The sequence below is a fragment of the Collimonas antrihumi genome (assembly GCF_018304965.1).
Classification (GTDB): domain Bacteria; phylum Pseudomonadota; class Gammaproteobacteria; order Burkholderiales; family Burkholderiaceae_D; genus Collimonas; species Collimonas antrihumi.
Map to the genome: position 1 here is coordinate 111,938 of NZ_JAGQED010000006.1, position 16,770 is coordinate 128,707.

General features: G+C 57.4%; 14 protein-coding genes and 1 pseudogene. 4 read left to right on the plus strand and 11 right to left on the minus strand.

Annotated elements, in window-relative coordinates; all coding sequences use genetic code 11:
* Positions 1–5 precede the first annotated feature (5 nt).
* From lptC to KHU29_RS08015, 3 genes are read right to left on the minus strand one after another with little or no spacing between them, the layout of a single operon-like run.
* Positions 6–599 carry an LPS export ABC transporter periplasmic protein LptC gene (lptC, locus tag KHU29_RS08005; RefSeq protein WP_211452280.1) on the minus strand — a complete coding sequence of 198 codons (594 nt, stop codon included), beginning with the start codon at positions 597–599 and terminating at the stop codon, positions 6–8.
* Positions 596–1,186 carry a KdsC family phosphatase gene (locus KHU29_RS08010; RefSeq protein ID WP_211452281.1) on the minus strand — a complete coding sequence of 197 codons (591 nt, stop codon included), beginning with the start codon at positions 1,184–1,186 and terminating at the stop codon, positions 596–598. The genes lptC and KHU29_RS08010 overlap by 4 nt, the downstream gene beginning before the upstream one ends.
* Positions 1,186–2,217: a KpsF/GutQ family sugar-phosphate isomerase gene (locus KHU29_RS08015; protein ID WP_211452282.1), complete on the minus strand. Its 1,032-nt coding sequence runs from the start codon at positions 2,215–2,217 to the stop codon at positions 1,186–1,188. Before KHU29_RS08015 ends, KHU29_RS08010 begins: the two co-directional genes overlap by 1 nt.
* Positions 2,218–2,351: 134 nt before the next feature.
* Here KHU29_RS08015 and KHU29_RS08020 point away from each other — a divergent pair, with 134 nt between their 5' ends.
* Positions 2,352–4,382 (plus strand): monovalent cation:proton antiporter family protein, encoded by a 2,031-nt coding sequence (locus tag KHU29_RS08020; RefSeq protein ID WP_211452283.1) that lies wholly within the window; start codon positions 2,352–2,354, stop codon positions 4,380–4,382.
* A gap of 71 nt (positions 4,383–4,453) precedes the next feature.
* Positions 4,454–5,608 (plus strand): PepSY-associated TM helix domain-containing protein, encoded by a 1,155-nt coding sequence (locus KHU29_RS08025; protein ID WP_211452284.1) that lies wholly within the window; start codon positions 4,454–4,456, stop codon positions 5,606–5,608.
* Here KHU29_RS08025 and KHU29_RS08030 read toward each other — a convergent pair.
* The 5 genes and pseudogenes from KHU29_RS08030 to KHU29_RS08050 form a co-directional block, all read right to left on the minus strand.
* Positions 5,594–6,373 carry a phytanoyl-CoA dioxygenase family protein gene (locus tag KHU29_RS08030; RefSeq protein ID WP_211452285.1) on the minus strand — a complete coding sequence of 260 codons (780 nt, stop codon included), beginning with the start codon at positions 6,371–6,373 and terminating at the stop codon, positions 5,594–5,596. The genes KHU29_RS08025 and KHU29_RS08030 overlap by 15 nt on opposite strands.
* A gap of 102 nt (positions 6,374–6,475) precedes the next feature.
* Positions 6,476–9,343, minus strand: a complete 2,868-nt coding sequence (uvrA, locus tag KHU29_RS08035) for an excinuclease ABC subunit UvrA (RefSeq protein ID WP_211452286.1) — start codon at positions 9,341–9,343, stop codon at positions 6,476–6,478.
* 322 nt (positions 9,344–9,665) lie between these two features.
* Positions 9,666–10,094, minus strand: coding sequence for a YXWGXW repeat-containing protein (locus KHU29_RS08040; RefSeq protein WP_211452287.1), 429 nt, complete (start codon positions 10,092–10,094; stop codon positions 9,666–9,668).
* Between the two features lie 150 nt (positions 10,095–10,244).
* Positions 10,245–11,061, minus strand: a pseudogene (locus KHU29_RS08045) (nickel/cobalt efflux transporter).
* Between the two features lie 14 nt (positions 11,062–11,075).
* On the minus strand, positions 11,076–11,354 hold the full coding sequence (locus KHU29_RS08050; RefSeq protein WP_211452288.1) for a metal/formaldehyde-sensitive transcriptional repressor: 279 nt from the start codon (positions 11,352–11,354) through the stop codon (positions 11,076–11,078).
* A 305-nt stretch (positions 11,355–11,659) separates the two neighbouring features.
* Here KHU29_RS08050 and KHU29_RS08055 point away from each other — a divergent pair, with 305 nt between their 5' ends.
* Together KHU29_RS08055 and ssb are read left to right on the plus strand one after the other, a co-directional pair.
* A complete protein-coding gene (locus KHU29_RS08055; protein WP_425514454.1) occupies positions 11,660–12,904 on the plus strand; it encodes an MFS transporter in 1,245 nt (414 codons plus the stop codon).
* A gap of 124 nt (positions 12,905–13,028) precedes the next feature.
* Complete coding sequence (ssb, locus tag KHU29_RS08060) at positions 13,029–13,526, plus strand: single-stranded DNA-binding protein (RefSeq protein WP_092414110.1); 498 nt, start codon at positions 13,029–13,031, stop codon at positions 13,524–13,526.
* Between the two features lie 116 nt (positions 13,527–13,642).
* Here ssb and KHU29_RS08065 read toward each other — a convergent pair whose 3' ends face one another.
* From KHU29_RS08065 to KHU29_RS08075, 3 genes are all read right to left on the minus strand, one after another.
* A complete protein-coding gene (locus KHU29_RS08065; RefSeq protein WP_211452289.1) occupies positions 13,643–14,509 on the minus strand; it encodes a fumarylacetoacetate hydrolase family protein in 867 nt (288 codons plus the stop codon).
* Between the two features lie 69 nt (positions 14,510–14,578).
* Positions 14,579–15,982: a dihydropyrimidinase gene (gene hydA, locus KHU29_RS08070; RefSeq protein WP_211452290.1), complete on the minus strand. Its 1,404-nt coding sequence runs from the start codon at positions 15,980–15,982 to the stop codon at positions 14,579–14,581.
* A 47-nt stretch (positions 15,983–16,029) separates the two neighbouring features.
* The gene (locus KHU29_RS08075; RefSeq protein ID WP_211452291.1) at positions 16,030–16,758 is read right to left on the minus strand and encodes a maleate cis-trans isomerase family protein; all 729 of its coding nucleotides are present in this window, start codon (positions 16,756–16,758) and stop codon (positions 16,030–16,032) included.
* Positions 16,759–16,770: the final 12 nt, after the last annotated feature.

A 16,770-nucleotide genomic window follows, 5' to 3' on the forward strand; every position in this document is an offset into this window, starting at 1 on the left:
GTCGCTCAACGCGGTGTCGGCGGAAAGACGCCATGCACCTTGCTGAACAGTTTCAGTACACGCGTGGAATTGTTGAAATCCATGCCGGTACCGTGCAGTATCGATTGCCCCAGCGTGAGTTCCACCGGTTTGTCTGATTGCATGACATCGTCGTCTGGCAATAACAGCAGATACTCGGATTTCAGGTGAAAATTATCTGCCTTCGGCGTCTTCGGCCGATCCGCATTAACGTCGCCGTATAAATGCACCTTGCTATTGTTGTCTTCAATCTTGCCGCGGTTCGCGCGCAGGTTCATCGGCGGCTTTTCTTTGTCCAGGCTATGGATCAGCGGCTTTTGAACGTCAAACGAATCGTCCGCCGGATTGTGCGTCAGCCGATCACCGGAGATGTTGTAGCGCGGCAGTCCGCTGGGTGACATTTGCACGTAGTTGAAATGCTCGACAAAGTAATCCGGCTCGGTGCGCGCCGCCTTGGGCAGCGAATCCTCTGTATGTTTGTTCATCACCTGCACCAGCCAGAAACTGCCGAGCGCCAGCAAGATGAACAATATCAGCAACAGCAGGAAGCGAAAGCGATAAGCGGTGCGCAGATTTTTCATGCTTTACCTGGCCCTGGCGGAGTTGCACGCAGAGTAGCGCGCAGATACGATGCCAATGCGCCGTCATAGGTATTTTGCGCACGCATGATCAGGTCGCAGATTTCGCGTGCCGCACCGTGGCCGCCGCCGGCCTGGGTGACGTAGTGTACGCGACTTCTGACATCCGGATGGCCGTTCGGCACGCTGGCGGCAAAACCGACTTGCGACAGGATCGGCAGGTCGATCACATCGTCGCCGATGAATCCGCATGCGTCCGGCGTCAGTTGCAGGTGCGCCAGCAATGCGATAAAAGCCGCATGCTTGTCATGTACGCCTTGATGCACATGGGCGATGCCGAGGTCGCTGGCGCGACGGCTCACAATCGCCGACTGGCGTGCGCTGATGATCGCAGTGGCGACGCCGCTTTGCTGCAGCTGTTTGATGCCATGCCCATCGAGCACGTTAAAGCGTTTGAGTTGTTCGCCGTCGGCGCCGTACATCAGGCCGCCGTCGGTCAGGATGCCGTCGACATCGAAAATCATCAGGCGGACCCGCGCGGCACGCGCTGTCAGATCGGCCGTGTCGCCATGGTTAGCCAGGGTCGTCATCAGATCACCTTGGCACGGGTCAGGTCATGGATATGCAGCGCGCCGACCAGCTTGCCGGTGGCATCGCTTACCAGCAGTTGATTGATGCGGAACTGCTCCATCATATGCACCGCGTCGACCGCCAGCTGATCGGGGCCGATGGTGCGCGGATTGGCGTGCATCACATCGGCAATCGTCAGTTTGGTGAAGTCTTGCACCTGCTCGATCAGGCGCCGCAGATCGCCATCGGTAAACACGCCGATGGCATGGAAATGTTCGTCCACCACGGCGGTCATGGCGATCCCCTTTCGGGTGATCTCAAGCAACGCCATCGACAGCGATACATCCGCAGTCACCGCCGGGATTGCTTCGCCGCTGCGCATGACGTCACGTACATGGGTCAGCAGACGGCGTCCGAGTGCGCCGCCAGGATGGGAGCGGGCGAAATCTTCCTCGCGGAAGCCACGCGCATCCAGCAGCGCTACCGCCAAGGCATCGCCCATCGCCAAGGTAGCGGTGGTGCTGGCGGTGGGGGCCAGATTCAAAGGACAGGCTTCCTGGTCCACCTTGACATTCAGGTGCACGTTGGCGAGCTGCGCCAATGCCGAGCCGTCATTGCCGGTCATCGCGATCAGGCTGGCGCCCATGCGTTTGATAATCGGCACAATTGCCATCAGTTCGGCGGTTTCGCCCGAATTGGAGATGGCGATGAACGCATCGTCCTCAGTCACCATGCCGAGGTCGCCATGCGCCGCTTCAGCCGGATGGATGAACAGTGCCGGCGTGCCGGTAGAGGCCAGCGTGGCGGCGATCTTGCGGGCGATGTGGCCGGATTTTCCGATGCCGGATACGACCACCCGGCCGTTGCAGTTGAGCAGCAAGGCAATCGCTTGGGCGAAGGGATCGCTGACGTTGTCGGAGATCCTGTTTTTCAATGCAATAATGGCATCGGCTTCGATTTGCAGAGTGCCGCGGGCAAGCTCCAGCGCACGGCCGGCATCGAATGACTTGGACAGGGATTGGGGCAAAATTTTGGTATCGGGTAGACTCATCCCGAAAGTATAAACGAAATCCTAAAGCAAAAAACTTGCCAGTCTTCATCGGCTTCAATTAATCTGTCTTCGACCCTTCGCAAATTAGCGTTGCCGCAACATAATGTTGATATTGAATTAATTGATTGCCAATAATGCTTTCCGGACTTGAACTGACAATCTTGTTGCTCGGCTCCGCCGTACTGGGGGTGGTGGCTTTTCGCAGCTTCCATTTGCCACCCATGCTGGGCTATCTGGTGGTGGGCATCCTGATCGGCCCGCATGCGCTGGGTTTTGCTGAAGATAACGCCACCACCCACGCCTTGGCTGAATTTGGCGTGGTGTTCCTGATGTTTTCGATCGGACTCGAGTTTTCGCTGCCGAAATTGACGGCAATGCGGCATATCGTGTTCGGACTGGGCATGGCGCAGGTGCTGCTGACCATTGGCGCCACCATGCTTTTCGCCTGGATGATGGCGATCGTCCTGCCGCAATTCACCAATATCAGCTGGCAGGCGGCGTTCGCCCTGGGCGGCGCGCTAACCATGTCATCCACCGCCATCGTCTCCAAGTTGCTGACGGAGCGAATGGAGCTGGAAACCGAGCATGGACGCCGCATCATCGGCATTCTGCTGTTTCAAGACCTGGCACTGGTGCCGTTGCTGATTATCGTGCCGGCGCTCAGCGAGCATTCCGGCAACTTGCTGGCGACGCTGGCCTGGGCTAGCGGCAAGGCGGTGCTGCTGCTGGCGCTGCTGCTATTCTTCGGCCAGAAACTGATGCGGCGCTGGTTCCAGATCGTGGTGCGGCGCCGCTCGCAAGAGTTGTTCATGCTGAATCTGCTGTTGATCACGCTGGCGTCCGCATGGATTACCGAACGCGCCGGTTTGTCGCTGGCGCTGGGCGCATTTATTGCCGGCATGCTGATTTCCGAAACCGAATACAAGCATCAGGTCGAAGAGGACATCAAATCGTTTCGCGATGTCTTGCTGGGTTTGTTCTTCATCACTGTCGGCATGTTGCTGAATATGCGCCTGGTGATGGAGCACTGGTGGCTGGTATTGCTGTTGCTGATAGGCCCGGTGTTCCTCAAGTTCGTATTGATCACCCTATTGGCAAAAATTTTTCGCTCTTCCACCGGCGTAGCGCTGCGTACCGGATTGGCGCTGGCGCAGGCAGGGGAGTTCGGCTTCGTGTTGCTGAATCAGGCTGGTGGTCTGCAACTGATCGATCCTTTGCTGATCCAATTGATCCTGGCATCCATGGTGCTGTCGATGCTGGCGGCTCCGTTCATCCTGGCCAAATCGGACGCGATTGTGATGAAACTGTCTTCTACCGAATGGATGATGCAGTCGCTGGCCTTGACCCAGATTGCAGCGCGCACGATGGCGACCAAGAAGCATGTGATCATTGCCGGCTTCGGCCGCAGCGGCCAAAGCCTGGCCAAGCTGTTGAAGGAAGAGGGTATCGATTATCACGCGCTGGATCTCGATCCGGACCGCGTGCGCGACGCCCGCGCAGCCGGCGCCCAGGTTTCCTATGGCGACGCCTCGCGCCGCGAGAGCCTGGTGGCAGCTGGCGTGCATCGCGCCGCCGCCCTGGTGATCACCTATGCCAGCACGCCATCCGCCCTGAAAGTGCTGCACCATGTCAGCGAACTGGCGCCAACGCTGCCGGTGATCGTGCGCAGCTACGACGATACCGATCTCGACCAGTTGCGTGCCGCTGGCGCTACCGAAGTGGTGCCGGAAGCCATGGAGGGCAGCTTGATGCTGGCCTCGCATGCGCTGGTCATGCTGGGAGTGCCTTTGCGTCGCGTGGTGCACCGGGTGCAGGCTACGCGTGATGAGCGCTATGCCACCTTGCGCGGATTTTTCCACGGCATCGATGATGCACCGGATGCCGCCGATCATTTGCAAGTGCGCTTGCATTCAGTGGCGTTGCCGCCAGGCGCGCGCGCCATCGGCCGCTCGCTGGCCTGGCTGGGCTTGCCTGAAATGGGCGCTGAGATCACAGCTTTGCGGCGCGGCCGCAGTGGTATTGCCATCACACCGGAGGCAGTGCTGCAGGCAGGGGACATTGTCGTTTTGCGTGGCGCCGCGGATGCTATCTCCCGCGCCGAAGGGCGTTTGCTGCAAGCGTGGACTAGCGCCGGCACCAGTCATCATAGCGACGAAGATTTTTGAGAATAATACCCATTCTCATTCAATAGACATTTACAATACTCGCTTTATGCAAGATGCAAGCGAGTTTGATTGTGAAAAAAACAATGCGTCACTGGTTGGTGAAGTTACATCGTTACAGCGGTTTGTTGCTGTCCTTGTTCCTTGTCATGGCGGGCCTGACTGGCGCAGCGCTGGCGTTTAACGATGACATCGACGCCTGGCTTAATCCGCAGTTCTATCATCTCGCCTCGACCGGCAGCAAGCAACCCATCGATGCCCTGGCGGCCCGGGTTGAGCACGACTATCCGCACGCGCGGCTGGCTTTTTTTGCCATGGAGCAGGACGCCAATGCGCCGCTCCAGGTTAAATTGCGTCCACGCAAACCGAACGACGAGCTGCCAGTGGATACGGTATTTATCGATCCGGTCACCGCTACCGTAGTCGGCGAACGCAACACCAAAGCGGTCAGCCTGGCGCCGCAAAACCTGATGCCGTTTCTATTCCGCTTGCATCGCTATCTGTTGCTGGACAAGCCCGGCGCCATCATCTCCGGCAGTCTCGGTTTGTTGTGGGTAGCGACGCTATTGATCGGCTTCGCATTGGCCTGGCCCAAGCATCGCAATGGCTGGAGAAAAGCATTGTCGATCAAACGCGGCGCCGGCAGTTTTCGCCTGATGTACGACTTGCATCGCACGGTAGGCCTGGTTGCTGGAATATTACTGGTGATAACGGCGTTTACAGGTGCTGTAATGAATTTGCCGGACGTCGCCCGTCCATTGATATCCAGCCTGTCGGCGCTGACGCCGCCGCCCAAGGGTTCGAGTGCTGAAGGAAAGTCGCAAATCAACTGGCAGCAAGCGTTGGCAGCAGCACAGGCAACCCTGCCGCTGGCCACTCCGGCGCGTATCGCGCGTGACGAGAAACACGGCGTTTATCAAGTCCGTTTGCGCCAGCCGGATGACATCCAGGACGGCGGCAGTGTGCGGGTATTTATCGACGCTGCAGACGGCCATGTGCTGCGCGCGCTGGATCCATTAAAAGGTTCCGCCGGCGATGCCTTCATGGGCGTGCAGTACGGCTTGCATACCGGTCAGATACTGGGTTTGCCGGGCAAAATACTGGTCGCATTCCTGGGTTTGCTGCCGCTCTTGTTCATGATTACCGGAATCGCCATCTGGCTGCAAAAGCGGAAATCGGAAACCTTGGCGCGCACGCGCCGTTTGCACCTGGCTTCAATGGCTCAGTAGAATATCTTCCGAGGCGGCAGAGCGGCTGCCTGGCACCGGCTGGTTGCTTTGTCCATGATAAGCAAATACCACCGATTCCTTGACCGCTTCGGTATTGTTCCGGCCGGCTGCGTGGAACAAGCCGCTATGGAAAAAGACCACATCGCCTTGCTGCAGTTCTACCGCTTTTCCTTGTGCAAACAAAGCCTGGTTTTCGGCGACTTCCGGGCGCAGGAAATCCAGCTGGTCCATTTGTTCAGGCTTGATATCGAAGCGGTGCGAGCCTGGAATAAAGCGCAGGCCGCCATTGTTCTGGTTCTCGCTATCGAGCGCAAGCCAGACCGAAATCAACTCGTTGCGCGGGAACGACCAGTAGCGGATATCGCGATGCCAGCCGGTGGCGGTGCCGAAATGCGGGTGCTTGGTCATCACGCAATTGTGATGCGACAAAGTCAGGCATACCGGCTCGCCGAGCAGCAGTTCCAGCATCGCCACCAGTTGCGGATTGCGAGCCCAGGCGCGATAGCTGTCGTGTCGCTGATAGGCATTGCGCAGGCGCCGCGCAGTGCGGCCGCCGACGCTATCGAGCGATTTCGGCGCGCCGGCGTAGCCGACTTCGGTTTCGTATTCCAGCGGCGCCACCGCCTGCGCCAGATGATCGTTGGCAGTGGCTATCATCAGCTCGCAATCCGCCGCCGGCACCATACGCGGCAAGATCAGATAACCGTCTTTTTCAAAGGCGGCGATTTGCGCTGCGGACAGCGCCGGAGTGGTGTTGGTAGACATGGTTATCTCGTTATTTCATTTATTATTTTATTGCATTCCATTGGGGTAAACCAAGCCCGAGCGCCGCTGCGCCCGGATCGGATGGCCGCCGTTGTGAAATGGTTATTTATTTTTCTGCAGTAAAGGCCCCAAATATTTACCGGTGACACTGGCCGAGTTTGCCGCCACCTGCTCCGGCGTACCGGTAGCAATGATACGGCCACCGCCGGCGCCGCCTTCTGGCCCGAGGTCGATCAGCCAGTCGGCGGTTTTGATGACATCCAGGTTATGTTCGATGATGACCACGGTATTGCCCTGGTTACGCAGGCGGTGGATCACTTTCAGCAGCAGGTCGATGTCATGGAAATGCAGGCCGGTAGTCGGTTCATCCAGGATGTACAGGGTGCGGCCGGTGTCGCGTTTCGACAGTTCCAGCGACAGCTTGACCCGCTGCGCTTCGCCGCCCGACAAGGTGGTTGCGCTTTGGCCGAGCCGGATATAGCCGAGGCCCACATCCAGCAGCGTATGCAATTTACGCGCGATGATCGGCACCGGCTTGAAGAATTCGTAGGCTTCCTCCACCGTCATGGCCAGCACTTCGGTAATGTTCTTACCCTTGTATTGCACCTCCAGCGTTTCGCGGTTGTAGCGCTTGCCGTGGCAGACATCGCATGGCACATACACGTCCGGCAGGAAGTGCATTTCAACCTTGATCACGCCATCGCCCTGGCAGGCTTCGCAGCGGCCGCCCTTGACGTTGAACGAGAAGCGCCCGGCGTTATAGCCGCGTTCCTTGGCCATCGGCACGGTAGAGAACAAGTCGCGGATCGGTGTAAACAAGCCGGTATAGGTCGCCGGATTGGAACGCGGCGTGCGTCCGATTGGCGCCTGGTCGACCGAGATCACCTTGTCGAAATGCTCCAGCCCGCCGATCGATTCATGCGCCGCCGGCTCTGCTTGCGAGCCGTACAGGTGACGCGCCGCGGCGTGATACAGCGTATCGTTGACCAGCGTCGATTTGCCCGAACCGGAAACGCCGGTAACGCAGGTCAGCAAGCCGACCGGCAAATTCATCGTGACATTCTTCAGGTTGTTGCCAGTGGCGCCGGTGATGATGAACTGGCGATCAGGATCGGCCGGCGTGCGTTTTTCCGGTACCGCGATCTTCAGCGTGCCGTTCAGGTATTTGGCCGTCAGCGATTTTTTGCTCTTGAGAATCTGCTCCAGCGTACCTTCGGCAATCACCTCGCCGCCATGCACGCCCGCGCCCAGCCCCATGTCGACCACATAGTCGGCGGTGCGGATTGCATCTTCATCGTGCTCCACCACCAGCACGCTATTGCCGATGTCGCGCAGATGGCGCAAGGTTTCGATCAGGCGATCGTTATCGCGCTGATGCAAGCCGATCGACGGTTCATCCAGCACGTACATGACGCCGGTCAGGCCAGAACCGATTTGCGAAGCCAGCCGGATCCGTTGCGCCTCGCCGCCGGACAAGGTATCGGCGCTGCGTTCCAGCGACAGGTAATCGAGACCCACATTGTTGAGGAAGGTCAGGCGCGAAACGATTTCCTTGATGATGCGGTCAGCGATTTCTTTCTTGGCGCCGGTCAGTTTCAGCTTTTCGAAGAACGATAAAGTCTCGCGCAGCGGCGTCGCCGCGACTTCGTAAATGGCTCTTTCCTGTTTGCCGTTGCCAACCTTGACGAAACGCGCTTCGACGCGCAACCGCGCGCCGTGGCAGGACGGGCATTCTTTTTCGTTGATGAACTTGGCCAGTTCTTCTTTGACCGCCATCGAATCCGTCTCGCGATAACGTCGCTGCAGATTGTTGACCACGCCTTCAAACGTGTGTTCCTTGATCACGGTACGGCCGCGTTCATTGACATAGCTGAACGGAATGGTTTCCTTGCCGGAGCCGTACAACACAGCTTGCTGGGATTTTTCCGGCAGCTTTTCGAACGGCACATCGATGTCGAAATCATAGTGCGCCGCGATGTTGGTCAGCATCTGGAAGTAGAACTGATTGCGTCTGTCCCAACCCTTGACGGCACCGCTGGCCAGCGACAGGTTAGGGAAGGCGACGATGCGCTTAGGATCGAAAAATTCGATGTGGCCCAGGCCATCGCATTCCGGGCAGGCGCCCATCGGATTATTGAAAGAGAATAGACGCGGCTCAAGCTCCTGCAGTGAATAACCGCAGGTCGGGCAGGCGAATTTGTTGGAATACACGTGCTCGGCGCCGCTGTCCATTTCCAACGCAATCGCGCGGCCTTCAGCCAAGCGCAATGCGGTTTCGAAACTTTCAGCCAGCCGTTGCTTGGTGTCTGCCTTTACCTTCAAGCGATCGATCACCACATCGATGGTGTGCTTTTCGGTTTTCTTCAGCTTGGGCAAATCGTCGACTTCATAAATCTTGGCAGTACCAGTGCCGCTCTGAATGCGGAAGCGCACAAAACCATGTGCCTGCATCTGCTCAAACAGGTCGACATGCTCGCCCTTGCGATTCGCCACCACCGGCGCCAGGATCATCAGCTTGGTATCTTCCGGCATTGCCAGCACCGCATCCACCATCTGCGACACCGACTGCGCCGCCAGCGGCTTCTCCGGATGATCCGGGCAATACGGCGTGCCGACACGTGCGTACAGCAAACGCAGATAATCGTGGATCTCGGTCACCGTGCCAACGGTGGAGCGCGGATTATGCGAAGTCGCTTTCTGTTCGATCGAAATCGCCGGCGACAAACCTTCAATCAGGTCGACATCCGGTTTTTCCATCAACTGCAGGAATTGCCTGGCGTAAGAAGACAGCGATTCGACATAGCGCCGCTGACCTTCCGCATACAGCGTGTCAAATGCCAGCGACGATTTGCCGGAGCCGGACAAGCCGGTGATCACGATCAGTTTGTTGCGCGGTAAATCCAGATTGATATTCTTGAGGTTATGCGTGCGCGCACCCCGGATGCGGATTTCTTCCCGTTTATTGTCCATCTACAGCTTTCAGCGTAAGTTTAAGGCCGTGTTGGCTTGTTGGAAATGCAATTTTCACGCCTGGAAGGCTTGCGGCTGCCATCGGCGGGAATGTCCAGCCGGTGCTGCAAATGCCATATCAAACGGATCAACCTGACACTATATCAGGGTCGGGATTTTGGAGTTTGGTCCGGCTATCTCGCGTGAATACGGTCGCGTGAAACGGTCGTGTGAATGCTGCGCGCCGGCGGAGTGAAGTGATGAGGGGAGAAGTATGAACCTGGAATGCATGAATCCCGGCCTGATTCAATGACTACTCGAATCAGGCTGGCGCAGCTACACTTTAGCAATTGCCTTTTTTGGCTTGCCCCGGCGGGCAATGATAGCGGCCTTTGTCGTCGTCACGCCGGTCATCGTCACGACGCTCGTCACGATAATTTTCATAGCGGCGGCGGTCGTCACTCTGACGCCAGCCGCCACGACGCAGCTCCCATCCGTTACCTCCTTGACGCCATTCCGGCCGGTCGTACAGATACCCGTTACGCGCCATTTCCCAATGTCCGCCAGCCCAGACATGGCGGCGGCCGTCCCAATTCCAATATCCCGGCGCCCAGATGTAGCCAACCCGTGGCGCCGGCACAACCTCGTATCTTGGCGGAGGCGGCGGTGTTCCAATCGTGATGTTTACACCTATTTGCGCCATAGCCTGGGTAGGCATAAAGGCGGTAACGCTGACGGCTATAAGCGCAGCCGCGCAGAGTATGCGTTTCATATTTATCTCCCACAGTTGTCTGATGCTGCAAACTATATCTGCTTTTATTTTGAAAGCGATTAATGATGCAATAAATTGCATCTCATTTGCGCGCGTTACAGGTGTTAAAAAATGTGAATTTATCGTCCGCGATAATCATCGGAAAGGCATCTAAATCAAGGCGCGCAAACCTTGATAACCAACATAGAAGCCGACCAACAGGATCAGCGCGCCGGAAAAATACGGCGCTTTCCTTGCAAATTCACCGAATCCGCTCCAGCGTCTGGACACGTGTTTTACGCTCAACGCCGCTAAAGCACCGGACAGCACCATCGTCAATGCCAGGCCGATACTGAAACACAAAACCAATGTCGCCCCAAGAGCGATTTTTTTCAGTTGAAGGCACAGCAGCAGTACGGTAATCGAGGCAGGGCAGGGAATCAGGCCGCCGGTCAGGCCGAACATGATGATCTGCCCGGTGGTCACCTCACGATTGGCAAAGCGGTGGCGGATGTCGTTGGCGTGCGCCAGCTCGTGCGGGTCTTGATAACCAGGCGCCGATACATCCAGCCTTTCATAATCCTTGATGGCGTGGTGATCGGGCCCGGTGGGTTCTATGTACTCCACATCATAGTCATGGCTATGGTGCTCATGCCCCAGGCGCAGGCGGGCGACAAATTCGTGGGGTTCGGGAATCTCTTGCTCCGATTCGACAAAGCCGTCGCATTGCACGAAGGTGAATGATTGCGTGCTGCTGTCAGCCCGCGCCGTCGTTATCCTCACCTGATCCGCACCCCAGACGTGGCCATGCTAGTCCGAGCAGGATGGCTTGCGTCATCGTGCCGCGTATCGCGACGATGAAAGCCGCCATCATGGTCTTGGAGTGGCCAGGTTCAAGGCCATGTAACGCGCCCAGCAAGACTGCACTGGGGATGAACAGCCAGGCATTGGACGCGCCCTGCTGCAGCAAAGTTGAAAATTCAGTCATGAGGCGGCTTTATCTCACTTGAAATAGCTATTGACGACATCAATCAATTGTTCCCTGGCGTCGCCGTGCCCGTCATGGTTATCAGGGGCTGCATCCACCAGGTGAGTGCGTATGTGATCTTCCAGAACGACTGCCAGCAAGCCGTTCATGGCGCCGCGACAGCTGGTAATTTGCTGGAGTACATCCATGCAGCCCTTCTCATCTTCCAACGCGCGTTCGATGGCGTCGACCTGGCCACGAATGCGGCGTACCCGGTTCAAGAGCTTTTGCTTGTCTTTAATCGTATGTCCCATGATCGCCTCTATAGATAATATAGGGGGGTATACTATATTCGAGGAAAGAAACTGTAAACTACTTTGACGAAAACGGAATTGCTGGATGACGATAGTGATGGCAAAAAGTCACTGAAAATAAAAGCAGACAGTGAAATCTGGAAGGAGAGGCACCTGATATTCGTCGGATAACAAACCGCGATGGCGCTCCATTTGGGCACGTCCAATACCTATGCGGGTCACAGCCATTTCATTCCCTGATACTATGACGGGTTTCGATTTGCACCGTCGCACAGCCTCAACGTCCCCATCCGGTAATGCCCAATATGAATAATTCGTCCTCCTCTCTTGATAATGACGCAGGCAGCGGCATGAGCCGCGCCGAAGTCAAAGCCAGCGGCGCCCTGGCTTCGATATTTGCATTGCGCATGCTCGGCCTGTTTTTGATTTTGCCGGTGTTTGCGGTACACGCCAAAACCCTGCCCGGCGGCGACAGCGCCACCCTGGTCGGCCTCGCCATGGGGATATACGGCCTGGCGCAATCGTTCGGACAAATTCCGTTTGGCGTAGCCTCCGATAAATACGGCCGCAAGAAGATCATCGTCATCGGCCTGATCCTGTTCGCACTGGGATCTTTCGTTGCCGCCGCTGCCGACAATATTTACTGGGTCATCATCGGCCGCGCGATACAAGGTTCCGGCGCCATTTCGGCTGCGGTAACCGCGTTCATCGCCGATTCCACAAGGGAAGAACACCGCACCAAGGCCATGGCCATGGTCGGCGGCTCCATCGGTTTGACGTTTGCCTTGTCGCTGATCATTTCACCGCTGCTGTATGAATGGGTCGGCATGGGCGGCATCTTTGCCATGACCGGTATCTTGTCGCTGGCCGCGATCGCGATGGTGGTGTGGCTGGTGCCTTCGGCGCCGCTGGTCAAGGCGAAGCGTGTGGCGTGGTCGGAAATCCTGCGCAACGGCGAACTGATGCGCTTGAACTATGGCGTGTTCGCCTTGCACATGACGCAAATGGCGATGTTCGTGGTGATGCCGGCAGCGCTAGTCAAATATGCCGGTCTGCCGCTCGAGTCGCACTGGAAAATCTATTTGCCGGTGGTGCTGGCTTCTTTTGTATTGATGCTGCCACCGGTATTTGTCGGCGAGAAGCAGGGCAAGATGAAGCAAGTGATGCTGGCCGCCGTGGCTTTGTTGTTTATAGTGCAACTTGGATTGTTGCTGACATTCTCGATGGCAACTATCCATTGGCAATGGCTGATCGTGTTGTTGCTGGGGTTTTTCATTGCTTTCAACGTGCTGGAAGCCAGCCAGCCGTCGCTGGTCTCGCGTATCGCGCCGCCGGCGGCCAAAGGCGCCGCGTTGGGTGTGTATAACACCATGCAAGCGCTGGGTTTGTTCTGCGGCGGCGCCCTAGGCGGATTGCTTAAACAGCATGTCGGCGCGCCCTCGGTTTTCATATTAGGCGGGGCGGCGACCCTGTGCTGGCTTATAATCGCATCCAGCATGAAAAATTTGCCGCGCCGGGGCGCTTCATCGACCACGGCCGCGGCAGCGTAGTGCATGGCGCGCGGCAAGGTCCATTAGGCAATATCAGACAGCCAGCGCCTTGGGGATTGGGCACAACGCATCAGGCGTAATTTTCAACGCATTTTCAAGATATGAGCATTTAGGAGAGCATTACATGGCATCGGTCAATAAAGTCATCATCGTCGGCAATCTCGGCCGCGACCCGGAAACACGCTACATGCCGAACGGCGAAGCGGTCACCAACATCGCCGTTGCCACCACGGAAAGCTGGAAAGACAAGAATAGCGGCGAGAAAAAAGAATTAACCGAGTGGCACCGCATTACCTTCTATCGCAAGCTGGCGGAGATCGCCGGCCAGTACCTGAAAAAAGGTTCGCAGATCTACATTGAAGGCCGTCTGCAGACACGCAAATGGCAAGACAAGGATGGCGCTGAACGCTTCACCACCGAAATCATCGCGGACACCATGCAGATGCTCGGCAGCCGCCAAGGCGCGGGCGGCAGCGCGCCTATGGACGATGGCGGAGGTTACAACAGCGCGCCACCGGCCCGCCAGCAAAACACCAGCGCACCGGCGGCCCCGGCCCGCCAGGCGCCGGCTTCGCGGCCAGCGCCGAATTTCTCGGATATGGATGACGATATTCCGTTCTGAGAATCCGTAGTTTAATTCTGTAAACAAGACCCGCTAAATCACTGATTTAGCGGGTCTTTTTATTGCCTTGCATTTCACCTGGTATGGCGTGGCATAGGAAAAGCCAGGTAACGCAATCAACCGTCGATCAATTCCGGATTCCAGGCATGCACCGCCTGCAACTGCTCACCCAGGCCCGAAACACCCAGGCGCATCTGGTCGCCAGCCTTGAGGTAGATTGGGGCGGGTTTCTGGGCAAGTCCCACACCGGCCGGTGTGCCGGTGCTGATGATGTCTCCCGGGTAGAGCGTCATGAAGCGGCTGATATAGCTGACCAGATGGGCGACGCTGAACAGCATGTTGCGCGTGCTGCCGTTTTGAAAGCGGTGGCCGTTGATCTCCAGCCACAGGTCCAGATCCTGCGGATCGGGTACTTCATCCGCTGTTACCAGCCAGGGGCCGATTGGGCCGAAAGTGTCGCAGCCTTTGCCTTTATCCCACTGGCCGCCGCGTTCGAGCTGGTATTCACGCTCGGAGATGTCATTGACCACGCAATAACCGGCTACATGCCTGAGCGCATCGGCCTCGGGCACGTAACGCGCCGTGGTGCCGATGACTACACCCAGTTCCACTTCCCAGTCGCCTTTTAGCGACCCTTGCGGCAGCACCACCGGATCGTTGCAGCCGATCACGGCGCTGGTTGGCTTCATGAACAGCACCGGCTCGGCAGGTGCGGTGAGACCGGATTCGGCGGCATGGTCGGCGTAGTTCAAGCCGACGCAAATGAATTTCCCCATGCCGCTGTAGGGTGGGGCGATGCGGCCCGGCTGTGCAATGATCGGCAAGGTTTTGATATCCAGCGCTGCCAGACGGGCAAGTTGTGCCGGCGACAATGTTTGCGCATCAATGTCGGATAACTGACCCGACAAATCGCGGACCTGGTTGTCAGCATCGATCAGCGCCGGTTTTTCTTGGCCTTTGGGACCGTAGCGCATTAATTTCATTGGTTTTCCCTTTGTCTAAAATATCGCGGCCGACTCAGCACGGTGCGGCATGTCGCATGGGCACGTGCCTTAGATCGACGGCGTGCCGCAAGGCAGGAACTGCCCGGTGCCAGCGGTGCCGGTGAAGGCCTGATTCAGGCTGACCACTTTACCATGTGACAGCGTCAGCACCGGCCAGCCTTGTACTGTCTTGCCTTCATACGGCGTGTAATCGACCTCGTGGTGCAGCATGGTGTTGTTGATCACCACTTTGCGCTTGGTATCCCACAATACGATGTCTGCATCGGCGCCGACCATGATCGACCCTTTGCGTGGATACAGTCCGTACATCTTGGCCGGATTGGTCGCAGTCAAAGCGACAAACTGGTGGACGTCGAGCCGTCCTTCCATTACGCCGCCGGAGAACAGCAGCGGCAGGCGGGTTTCCAGGCCGGGAATGCCATTCGGAATATATTGAAACGGTTGTTCCTTGCCGCCCAGTTTCTTGCCTTCCGCATCGTCATAACGGAACGGCGCATGATCGGATGAGAAGATGCTGAAGGCGCCGTTGGTCAGGCCGTCCCATACCGCTTTTTGATTTTCATGGTCGCGTGGCGGCGGGCTGCAGACGCACTTGGCGCCGTGGTAGCCTTCGCCGCCAAGATCATGTTCCGTGAGGAACAGATATTGCGGGCAGGTCTCGGCATAGATGCGCAAGCCGCGGCCGTGCGCCCAGCGGATCTGCTCGATTGCTTCGCGTCCCGATACGTGCACGATCAGGATCGGCACGTCGACCAGTTCCGAGAACGTGATGGCGCGGTGCGTAGCTTCCCGCTCCACCGCCATTGGGCGGGATACCGCGTGATACTTCGGCGCGCTGTGGCCGGCATCGCTCAGGCGGTCGGTCAGCCAGCCGATGCAATCGGAGTTCTCCGCATGGATCATCACCAGCGCCTTATGCTCGCGCGCCACCGACAATACTTCCAGTATCTCGCGGTCGTTGAGTTTCAGATCGTCGTACGTCATGTAGATCTTGAACGAGGTATAGCCTTGCCGGATCAGGTCCGGCAGTTCTTCCTGCAGCACCTTCGGCGTCGGGTCGGCGACGATCAGGTGGAAGGCGTAATCGATTACCGCCTTGCCGCCAGCGCGCCGATGATAATCCTCGACTGCTGCATACAGCGAACCGCCTTTGCTTTGCGCCGCAAACGGAATCACCGTGGTGGTGCCGCCGCAGGCAGCGGACCGGGTTCCGGTAAAAAAATCGTCGGCCATGCGCATGCCGTCCGGCATCGGCTGATCCAGGTGGCAATGGGCATCCACGCCACCCGGCAAGACCAATAATCCGGCCGCATCAATTTCTTCAGCGCCGGCCGGCAAATTCTTGCCAAGTGCCTCGATCTTGCCGTCGCGAATGCCGATATCGCATTGAAATCGGTCAGACGCGGTCGCCACATCGGCATTGCGAATGACCAGGTCGAACGCTGTTGTCATGATGGTTTTCTCCACGAATGTAATGGCTTATCTAATTATCTGATTGCTTATACGACTTCCTGGAACAGACGACCCCAGCCGGTCAGCTTGGTGGTGTCGTATCCGGCGATGCGCAGCGATTTCCAGACCACGGTGGAAATGGTGTCGTAGATCGGTACGCCGGTTTCCGCTTCCAGTTCCGGCACCAGGTGTGCTGCTTTCAGATTGGTGCAGAAGGTCGAAATCGCTTTCGGGTCCTTTTTGGCAACCTCGCGCACCATGCTGCGGATCTGGTCTTCGGTGACTTCCGAGAAGGAAAAATTCACATGCAGGTTCAGGTGGCGTTCAGCGATGCAGTTAAAACCGGAACGGCCATAGTTCTCGATGATCTTTTCCATCACATTGTCGAGGTAAGGTGTCACCAGGCCGAAATCCTTGGCATTGGTTTTTTCCAGGATTTCATTTAACGCCAGCACCGAAGTAGTGGCCGGAATGCCGGTTGCTTCGGTAATGCGTTGGCATAGCCGCTCATCGGCGTCGAAGCCGAGCCAGCCGGACGAGGTGCCGTTCCAGCCGATGACGTCGACCTTGGCGTCGGCCAGCAGCATGGCGGCTTCGATGATCTTGCTGTCGTCGAACTGCCCTAGTGCCTGGTCGCGCAGCGATATTTCAGTCACGGTGAAACGGGAGAAATGGGCGGAAACGCCAGGCAGCCCGCTGATCATGGCGCTGGTGATCGGCTCCAGCGAAGTATTGGAAGATGGGGTCAACATGCCCAGGAGAGTGCGCTTTGTCATTTGTATTGCTCC